This is a genomic window from Geodermatophilus sp. YIM 151500 (genome assembly GCF_025716945.1).
Lineage (GTDB): Bacteria > Actinomycetota > Actinomycetes > Mycobacteriales > Geodermatophilaceae > YIM-151500.
Window position 1 is genome coordinate 86416 of sequence record NZ_JAOVZT010000004.1, and the last position, 9349, is coordinate 95764.

Below are 9349 nucleotides of genomic sequence, written 5' to 3' on the forward strand. Positions count from 1 at the left end.
TTCCGACGAGGAGTCAACCACGATGAGCCGCGTGGTGGTGCAAGTTGACGGGATGTACCGTCGTGGTGTCACATGGCTCCCATGCCTAACGTGCTCATGGCGATCGAGGGCCCCCCCGACGGCTGGATCCTGTACGGGGGTCGGCTGTCGGCGACGCCCGCAACGGTGACGCTCACCCCGGACGACGAGGACAAGGACCCGTTGAACTTCGAGGTGGTCATGGACCTCGACGTGATCGACGGCCGGCTGTCCTGCACCCGCGTGGCCGCCCAGCGCCTGTCCGAGGACGCGCCGGGCATCAGCACCGAAGACCTGCGGCGCATACCGGTGGCGAGCTACGTGCGGCTGGCGGCGCTGGAACTGGGGCTGGTCCGTGAGCCAACCGACCGGGGGTGGGGCCAGGTCGGCCCCTTACCGCCGCCCGACTTCGCGAAGTCGGGCATGACCGACGAGGCACTTGATCAGTTCGCGCGGCTCTACGCGATCGTCCAGGCGGCCGGCGGCAAGCCGTCCGGCGTCCTGCTGAACGACTACGGGATGCCGCGCGCCACCTCCTCCCGGTGGCTGGCCACCGCCCGGCGGCGTCGGGTCCTCGTCGAAGATCACTACCGGATCGAGGAGGCAGTCCGTGGCCAGCGTTGAATCCCGGGTGACGCGGCGGAACGGCCGCGGGACGAAGGTCTACGACGTCCGGTTCCGCGACCCGGACGGGCGCCAGCGGAAGAAGACGTTCGCGAAGAAGGGTGACGCCGACCGGTTCGCCGCGACCGTCGAGGCCGACAAGCTGCGCGGTCAGTACGTCGATCACTCCGACCGTACGACGGTTGCGGAGTACGCCCGTGCATGGGCGGCAGCCCGGCCGCACCGTCCAACGACGGCTCGCCGGGTGTCCAGCCTGATTGAGACGCACATCGCGGGGACGAGGCTCGGCGATCGTCGGCTCTCGGCGGTGCGGCCGTCGGAGGTGCAGACCTGGGCCAGCGACCGGGCGCATGTGCTCGCGCCGTCGACGCTGCGGAATCTCGTCTCACTGCTGCGGTCGATCTACGCCAGCGCGGTACTGGACCGGCTGGCGGCGTCCTCGCCGGTCGTCCGTGTGGCACTTCCTCGGCATGAACGTGCTCGCGTCGTGCCGCTGACCGTGGCGCAGGTGCAGGCACTCGCCGATGCGATGCCAGCGAGGAACCGGGCGATGGTCCTGACACAGGCCGGCCTGGGCCTCCGCATCGGCGAGCTGCTGTCACTGCGGCTTGAGGACGTCGACTTTCTGCGGCGCACCGTGCGGGTCGAGTGGCAGATCGCACCGGGCAGCAAGATGCGGTCAGAGCCGAAGACCCCTCGATCGCGGAGGACGCTCCCTCTCCCCCAAGTCGTCGCCGACGCGCTAGCCGCCCACATCCATCAGTTCCCGCCGGGCGCGGATGGGTCGCTGTTCACCACGACCACCGGCGCCGTGTACCGACACGACTACTACGGGTCGATGATCTTAGCGTCGGCAGTAGAGCGCGCCGGGCTACCCGCGGGGACCACCAGCCACGACCTCCGGCACCACTTCGCCTCGGTCCTGCTGGCCGCCGGCGAGTCCGTCGTCGCGGTCGCCGAGCGCCTGGGCCATGAGAACGCGGCTCTCGTGCTGTCGACGTACGGACACCTGATGCCCGACTCGGAGGAGCGCACCCGGCGGGCCATCGACGAGGCGTGGTGCGCCATCACCGTGCCATCGGAGCAGGCCGCAAGCGGCTGACCTGCGAAGACAGAGAGGAGTTACACGTTGAAGCGGAACTCCACGACGTCGCCGTCCGCCATGACGTAGTCCTTGCCCTCGATGCGCACCCAGCCGCGGGCCTTGGCCTCGGCCATCGATCCGGCCTCCATCAACTGGTCGTACGACACGATCTCGGCCTTGATGAAGCCGCGCTGGAAGTCGGTGTGGATCACCCCGGCCGCCTGCGGAGCCGTGGCGCCGATCGGGATCGTCCAGGCGCGCGCCTCCTTGGGACCTGCCGTCAGGTAGGTCTGCAGGCCGAGGGTGGCGAAGCCGACCCGGGCCAGCTGGTGCAGGCCCGGCTCGTCCTGACCGACGGCGGCCAGCAGCTCGGCCGCCTCCTCGTCGGGCAGCTCGGCGAGCTCGGCCTCGACCTTGGCGTCGAGCACGATCGCCTCGGCCGGCGCGACCAGCTTCCGCAGCGAGGCGATCAGCTCCTCGTTGGCCAGCTCCTCCTCGTCGACGTTGAACACGTAGAGGAACGGCTTGGTGGTCAGCAGCGACAGCTCGCGCAGCGGCTCGCGGTCGACCCCGGCGGCGTACAGCGTCCGCCCGCTGTTCAGCACCTCCTGGGCGGTCACCGCGGCGGCCAGGACGGCGGATTTCTCCTTGTCCTTCCGCGATTCCTTCTCCAGCCGCGGGATCGCCTTTTCCAGCGTCTGCAGGTCGGCCAGCACCAGCTCGGTGTTGATCGTCTCGATGTCGTCCGCCGGGTCGACCGTGCCCTCGACGTGCACCACGTCGGGGTCGTCGAACACCCGGATCACCTGGCAGATCGCGTCGCTCTCGCGGATGTTCGCCAGGAACTTGTTGCCCAGCCCGGCACCCTCGCTCGCACCCTTCACGATGCCGGCGATGTCGACGAATGACACCGTCGCCGGCACGACCTTCTGGCTGCCGAACAGCTCCCCGAGCCTGGCCAGCCGCCCGTCGGGCACGCCGACGACGCCGACGTTCGGCTCGATCGTCGCGAACGGGTAGTTCGCCGCCAGCACGTCGTTCTTGGTCAGCGCGTTGAACAGCGTCGACTTGCCGACGTTGGGCAGCCCGACGATGCCGATGGTGAGACTCACGGGAGTCCAGCGTACGGACGGCGGGCCACCGTCCGACGGCCCGGCTCTTGCGGCGTTCCGCTCGCTCCCGCGGTCCCGCAACACCGCGGACGTGGGCGCAGCACCGCAAGAGCGGGGCGTCGCTCGTGCCGGGCGTACGGAGGTCGGCGGCCCGACCCCCGAGGCGCCTCCGCGATGTCCGGAATCCGCCAGTCTGGGGCTCCTGCCGCTGGCATGCTCGACGCCGTGACGGCCTCCCTCGACCACGACCGCTGCTACCGCGCGGTGGCCAGCCGCGACGTGCGCTTCGACGGCTGGTTCGTCACCGGCGTGCACACCACCGGCATCTACTGCCGCCCGTCGTGCCCCGCGCGGACGCCGCTGGCCCGCAACGTCTCCTTCTTCGCCACCGCCGCGGGCGCGCAGGCCGCCGGCTTCCGCGCCTGCCGGCGCTGCCGGCCGGACGCCGTCCCCGGCTCGCCGGAGTGGGACGTCCGGGCCGACGTCGTCGCCCGGGCCATGCGGCTCATCGCGGACGGCGAGGTCGAGCGCTCGGGCGTCCCGGGCCTGGCCGCGCGGCTGGGCTACTCCGAGCGGCAGCTGCACCGGCACCTGGTCGGCGAGCTCGGCGTCGGCGCGCTGTCGCTGGCCCGCGCCCAGCGGGCGCACACGGCGCGTCTGCTGGTGGAGACCACCGACCTGCCCATCGCCGACGTCGCGTTCGCGGCCGGTTTCGCCAGCATCCGGCAGTTCAACGACACCGTCCGCGAGATCTACGCGACCACACCGTCCGGGCTGCGCGGCGCACGCCGCGGTACCGACGGCGGGCCGCCCGGCTGGCTGACCCTGCGGCTGGCCGCGCGGCCACCGTTCGCGGCCGACGAGGTGCTGCTGTTCCTGGGCCTCCACGCCGTCCCCGGCCTCGAGGAGTGGGACGGGACGACGTTCTCCCGCGTGCTGGACCTACCGCACGGCCCGGCGGTCGTCCGGCTGTCCCCGGCCCCGGACGGCGGCTCCGCGGTCACCGCCCGGTTGCACCTGACGGCCCTGCGCGACCTCGGGACGGCGGTGAGCCGCTGCCGCCGGATGCTCGACCTGGACGCCGACCCGGCCGCCGTCGACGACGTGCTGGGTGTCGACCCCGCGCTTGCGCCGCTGGTCGCCGCCGCACCTGGACGGCGGGTGCCCGCCTCCCCCGACGCCGCCGAGCTCGCCGTCCGGGCGGTCCTCGGTCAGCAGGTGTCGGTGGCCGGCGCCCGCACGCTGACCGCCCGGGTGCTCACCGCCGCCGGCACACCGCTCCCCGAGCCGGTCGGCGCGCTGACCCACGCCTTCCCCCGGCCCGAGGCGCTGGCCGACGCCGACCTGTCCGCCGTCGGGCTGACCGGCACGCGGCGCAGCACGGTGCACACGCTCGCCGCCGCGCTCGTGGACGGCTCGGTGCCGCTCGACCCCGGCGCCGACCGCGCCGAGGCGCGCCGCGCGCTGCTCGCCGTCCCCGGCGTCGGCCCGTGGACGGCGGCGCTCGTCGGCCTCCGCGGCCTGGCCGACCCCGACGTCTGGCTGCCCGGCGACCTGGCCGTGCGCCGGGCGCTCGCCGCCCTCGGCGGCTGCGACGCCGACGCCGACCGCTGGCGACCGTGGCGGTCCTACGCCGTCCTGCACCTGTGGTCGGTCGCCGCACCGTCCCTCTTCACCCGCCCGCCCGCACCCCGCACCCGCGGACCCCTCCCGAGGAGCGCCTGATGCCTGCTGCGTCCCCCACCACGTCCCCCACCACAGCCTGGTACGCCACCACGACCACCCCGCCGGGACCGTTCACCGTCGTCACCACCCGGGCCCACGACGGCGCCGAGCTGGTCCTGGCCAGCGGCTGGACCGCCGACATCGGCGACCTGCTGCCGCTCGTCCACCGGTCGCTGCGACCGGACGCCGTCTCCGCCGGCGACCGGCCCGAGGCGCTCACCGCCGTCGAGAAGTACGTGGCCGGCGACCTGGCGGCCATCGACGCGGTCGAGGTGCGGCAGCTGTCGGGGCCGTTCCTGAGCGAGGCCTGGTCCGTGCTGCGCACCGTGCCCGCGGGACGACCGGACTCCTACGCCGCCTTCGCCGCGCGCTGCGGTCGGCCGGCCGCCGTCCGCGCGGCGGCGCAGGCCTGCGCCCGCAACGCGGCGGCGCTGTTCGTGCCCTGCCACCGGGTGCTCGGCTCGGACGGCGGCCTGGGCGGCTTCCGCTGGGGCACGCCGGTCAAGCGCTGGCTGCTCGACCACGAGGCGGAGCACGCCGCCGTCCCGGCCTGACCGGTACCGCGGCGCCCGCCTCGTCCCGGGGCAGACGCCCGCCGCCCACCTGAGGCATAGGAAGCTTTGCCCCCCATGTCGGAGCCGCCGACGCAGGCAGAGCTTCCTATGCCTCGGACACCGGCGGCGGGTGCGACGTTCTGTCGGTGCGGTGCGGCACCCTGCCTGCTCGTGGACGCCGCTTCCCTGCTCACCGGACTCCTGCTCGGTGCCCTGCTCGCCACCGCCGCGACGCTCGGGGCGGTCGCGCTCGTCGGCCGGCGCCGGCCCGACGACGGCGACGCCCTGGAGCCGGTGCACGAGTCGCTCGACCACCTGCACCGGTTGATCGCCGGCATGGAGCGCGAGCGGGCCACCGCGCACGGTGAGCTGCGCGAGCAGATGGGCACGGTGGGCCAGGCGTCGACGCTGCTGCGGCAGGAGACGGCGGCCCTGGTCACCGCGCTGCGCACCCCGCACGTGCGCGGGCGGTGGGGCGAGCTGCAGCTGCGCCGGGTGGTCGAGGTGGCGGGTCTGGTCGAGCACTGCGACTTCGTCGAGCAGCCGGCCGGTACCAACGACGGCGGTGCCGGTGTGCGGCCGGATCTGGTGGTCACCCTGGCCGACGGCCGCCAGGTGGTGGTCGACGCGAAGGTGCCGTTCATCGGGTACATCGAGGCGGTGCAGGCCCCGGACGAGGCGGTCCGCGCCCAGCGGGTGGCCGCCCATGCCCGCCAGCTCCGCGCGCACGTCGACGCGCTGGCCACGCGCGCGTACCCGACGGCGTTCCGGCCGGCGGCGCCGTTCACCGTGCTGTTCGTGCCCTCCGACGGCTTCCTCACCACCGCACTCGAGGCCGACCCAGGGCTGCTGGAGCACGGCTTCTCCCGCGACGTCGTGCTGGCCACGCCGAGCACGCTGCTCGCCCTGCTGCGCACGGTGGCCTACTCGTGGCGGCAGGAGCGGCTGGCCCGCGACGCCGACCAGGTCATCGAGGTGGGTCGGCGGCTGCACGCCCGGTTGAGCACCCTGTCGGGCCACCTCACCCGGCTGGGCTCGGCGCTGGGTTCGGCCGTCGGCCGCTACAACGAGACGGTCGGCTCGTACGAGCGGTCGGTGCTGGGCGCGGCCCGCCGGTTCGACGAGCTCGGCGTCGGCGGAGCGCCGCTGCCCGAGCCCGAGCCGCTGGAGGCCACGGTCCGCGCGCTGCGCCCGCCCGCGCCCGGCTCCCACTCCGCCCACGGCGACGAGGACGGCGACCTCCTCCGCGCACTCGGCGCCTCGTCCGGGCCGACCGGCTGGGCCGGTACGGCCGGATCGCCGGGCTGGGCGGGACCGGTCGGGTCGGTCGGGTCGGCGTTCGACGATCCGGACCTGTTCGGGGAGCGGGACGGCACGGCCGGCTGACACCGCGCGCCGGGCAGCGCCGGAACTCGTCACCGGAGGACGAACCGGACTCCGCGTACCTGACGGTCCGGTTGCGGCTCCGTGACGGCCGGCATCGCCCGTCGAAGCCGCGGCAAAGCCCCTCCGTGCACGCCCGACCCCCCACACCAGGAGGGACCCATGCACCGCCGACCGACCGGACTCCTGACCGTCCCGGGCCTCGCCGCCCTGTCCGCCGCCGCCCTGTCCGCCGCCGTCCTGACCGGCTGCAGCTACTCGGAGCCGTACGAGCCGGCCGCCACCGCGGACGTGCCCGACGTGCGCGGGCCCGACGACCTCGCCGATCCCTACAGCGGGCAGTACGACGCGGAGTTCGCCGAGGACGTCGAGGCCTGGGCCGGCCACGAGGTCACGCTCGCCGCCGAGGTGCTCTCGCCGGTGTCCTTCACCATCACCGCGCCCGAGGGCGGCGACGTGCCGCGGCTGCTGGTCGTCGCCGACGAGGAGGTCGCCGGGCTGCAGGCCGGAACACGGGTGGTGGTCGCGGCCACGCCGCAGGACGAGTTCGACGTCGCGGCCGTCGAGGCGGCTCTCGACCGCGACCTGGACGACGATCGGCACACCGAGCACGCGGGAGAGGCGTGGCTCGACGCGGACGTCGTCGAACCCTCGGCCTGATCCTCCGGGCGGCCGAGCTCTCCCGGCCGGGATCAGTCCGCCGGGACGGCGCGCTCCCGCCGCCGCTCGCGCAGCTCGTGGGGCAGCGCGAAGACCAGCCGCTCCTCGGCGGCCTTGACCGTCTCGACGTCGGCGTACCCGCGGCCGGCCAGCCAGTCGAGCACCTCGCTGACCAGGATCTCCGGCACCGAGGCGCCGCTGGTGACGCCGACGGTCGTCACGCCCGCCAGCCAGGCCGGGTCGATCTCGGCGGCGTAGTCGATGAGGAACGCGGCGCGGGCGCCGGCCTCGAGTGCCACCTCCACCAGGCGGACCGAGTTCGACGAGTTGGTCGAGCCGACGACCAGCACGAGGTCGCACTCGGCGGCCATCTGCTTGACGGCCTGCTGCCGGTTCTGCGTCGCGTAGCAGATGTCGTCGCTCGGCGGCGACTGCAGCAGCGGGAAACGGGTGCGCAGCCGGTCGACGGTGGCCAGCGTCTCGTCGACCGAGAGCGTGGTCTGCGACAGCCACACGACCTTCTCGGGATCGCGCACCTGCACGGCGTCGACGTCGTCGGCGCTGTCGACGAGCTGGATGTGCTCGGGTGCCTCGCCGGAGGTGCCCTCGACCTCCTCGTGGCCGCGGTGGCCGATCAGCAGGATGTCGTAGTCGTCCTTGGCGAAGCGCTTGGCCTCCGAGTGCACCTTGCTGACCAGCGGGCAGGTCGCGTCGATGGTGCGCAGCTGCCGTTCGGCGGCCTCGGCGTGCACCGCCGGGGAGACGCCGTGGGCGCTGAACACCACGACCGAGCCCTCCGGCACCTCGGTGGTCTCCTCGACGAAGACCGCTCCGCGGCGCTCCAGCGTCGCCACCACGTGCTTGTTGTGGACGATCTGCTTGCGGACGTAGACGGGGGCGCCGTGGATCTCCAGTGCCCGCTCGACGGCCACCACCGCCCGGTCGACGCCGGCGCAGTAGCCCCGGGGATCGGCCAGCAGGACGCGTCCGCGCTGATCAACCATGCGCCCATGGTAGGTGCGACCCCGGGCGGGCCGGTGCCCGCGGACGGGCACCCCCGGCGTGACGGAGCCCACCCCGCCCACTCGGGTGCACGGGGCACGACCGGGCTGCCGGGGCGGATGTTCTGGGGCACCCTGTCGGCATGTCCCGTGAGATCCCCGAACCCGTCCGGGCCGTCGCCGGTCTCGCCGCCACGGTGCTGGACGAGACGCGCAAGCTGCCCGGCACCCTCCCGAGCCTGCCGCTGCGGGTGATCGGCCTGGCCATGCAGGCCACGATGAAGCTGCAGCAGGGGTACGCAGGCCTGGTGGCCCGTGGGGACGAGCTCTTCACCGGCCTGCGGGGCGACCAGGAGCCGGGCCTGGCGACCTTCGACGACGAGGTCGAGACCGAGCAGCCCGCCCCGGCGCCCGCGAAGACGCCGCCGGGCTTCCGCGACTCCCCCTTCGACCGCGCGACCGGCCCGCTGCCGGGCGACACCCTCGACGAGGCCGCCCTCGAGCCGCTCCCGGGAGAGCCGGGGGCCGACGCCGCGGTCACCCTGGCCGACGAGCTCGCCGGTGCGGAGGAGGCGCTCGACGAGCTGGCCATCGACGAGATGGTCGACGACCGCGCACTGGAGTCCGAGGCGATCACCCCCGAGCCCGACGCGCTGGAGAACGCGCTCCTCGAGACCGACGCCGCCACCGCGACCACCGATGAGACCGGGACCACCGACGAGACCGGGACCACCGACGAGACCGGGACCACCGACGAGACCCGGGCCGCGGACACCGCGGCGGCCCGGAGCTCCGACGTCGCGGAAGCCCTGCCGGTCGACGTCCCCGGCCCCGACGGGCAGGTGGACGTCGCCCAGGGCGTGGTCACCGAGGAAGGCATCGTCGCCGCCGTCGAGGAGCCGGCCGAGTCCCCCGCCGGGGCCGAGGCCGCGCAGCAGCCGGCACCGCCGGCCGACGCCGCCGGCGGCCCGCAGCCCGACTCGACAGCTGGCACGACCACCGGGGAGACCGGCGGCGCACCGGTCGGGGAGGCGGCCGGCGCGCCGGGCGGGGAGTCGGTCACCGCGGCGGAGGCCGCCGTCGACGAGGCGGCCGGCAGCGCCCCGGTGGCCGGTGAGGCGGAACCCGCCCCGCCGGCCGGTGAGGCGACTCCCGCGCCCGGTGGCGCGGCGGCGCCCGAGGGCGGTG

General features: G+C 74.4%; 9 protein-coding genes. 7 read left to right on the top strand and 2 right to left on the bottom strand.

Annotated elements, in window-relative coordinates; genetic code table 11:
• Positions 1-90 precede the first annotated feature (90 nt).
• The gene (locus tag OF117_RS08745) at positions 91-642 is read left to right on the top strand and encodes a hypothetical protein (protein ID WP_263552445.1); all 552 of its coding nucleotides are present in this window, start codon (positions 91-93) and stop codon (positions 640-642) included.
• Positions 629-1744 (top strand): tyrosine-type recombinase/integrase, encoded by a 1116-nt coding sequence (locus OF117_RS08750; RefSeq protein WP_263552446.1) that lies wholly within the window; start codon positions 629-631, stop codon positions 1742-1744. Before OF117_RS08745 ends, OF117_RS08750 begins: the two co-directional genes overlap by 14 nt.
• Before the next feature lie 20 nt (positions 1745-1764).
• Here OF117_RS08750 and ychF read toward each other — a convergent pair whose 3' ends face one another.
• On the bottom strand, positions 1765-2838 hold the full coding sequence (gene ychF, locus OF117_RS08755) for a redox-regulated ATPase YchF (RefSeq protein WP_263552447.1): 1074 nt from the start codon (positions 2836-2838) through the stop codon (positions 1765-1767).
• 225 nt (positions 2839-3063) lie between these two features.
• Here ychF and OF117_RS08760 point away from each other — a divergent pair, with 225 nt between their 5' ends.
• The 4 genes from OF117_RS08760 to OF117_RS08775 all read left to right on the top strand — a co-directional run bounded on the left by OF117_RS08760 (position 3064) and on the right by OF117_RS08775 (position 7160).
• The gene (locus tag OF117_RS08760; protein WP_318014230.1) at positions 3064-4563 is read left to right on the top strand and encodes an AlkA N-terminal domain-containing protein; all 1500 of its coding nucleotides are present in this window, start codon (positions 3064-3066) and stop codon (positions 4561-4563) included.
• Positions 4563-5117 carry a methylated-DNA--[protein]-cysteine S-methyltransferase gene (locus tag OF117_RS08765; protein ID WP_263552449.1) on the top strand — a complete coding sequence of 185 codons (555 nt, stop codon included), beginning with the start codon at positions 4563-4565 and terminating at the stop codon, positions 5115-5117. Before OF117_RS08760 ends, OF117_RS08765 begins: the two co-directional genes overlap by 1 nt.
• A gap of 171 nt (positions 5118-5288) precedes the next feature.
• Positions 5289-6503, top strand: a complete 1215-nt coding sequence (locus OF117_RS08770; RefSeq protein ID WP_263552450.1) for a DNA recombination protein RmuC — start codon at positions 5289-5291, stop codon at positions 6501-6503.
• A gap of 159 nt (positions 6504-6662) precedes the next feature.
• Positions 6663-7160 (top strand): hypothetical protein, encoded by a 498-nt coding sequence (locus tag OF117_RS08775; protein WP_263552451.1) that lies wholly within the window; start codon positions 6663-6665, stop codon positions 7158-7160.
• Between the two features lie 32 nt (positions 7161-7192).
• On the opposite strand, the gene OF117_RS08780 is transcribed toward OF117_RS08775, so the two are convergent.
• Positions 7193-8164 carry a 4-hydroxy-3-methylbut-2-enyl diphosphate reductase gene (locus OF117_RS08780; protein ID WP_263552452.1) on the bottom strand — a complete coding sequence of 324 codons (972 nt, stop codon included), beginning with the start codon at positions 8162-8164 and terminating at the stop codon, positions 7193-7195.
• Between the two features lie 140 nt (positions 8165-8304).
• Here OF117_RS08780 and OF117_RS08785 point away from each other — a divergent pair.
• On the top strand, positions 8305-9349 hold a 1045-nt coding region (locus OF117_RS08785), incomplete at its 3' end, for a hypothetical protein (protein ID WP_411969434.1).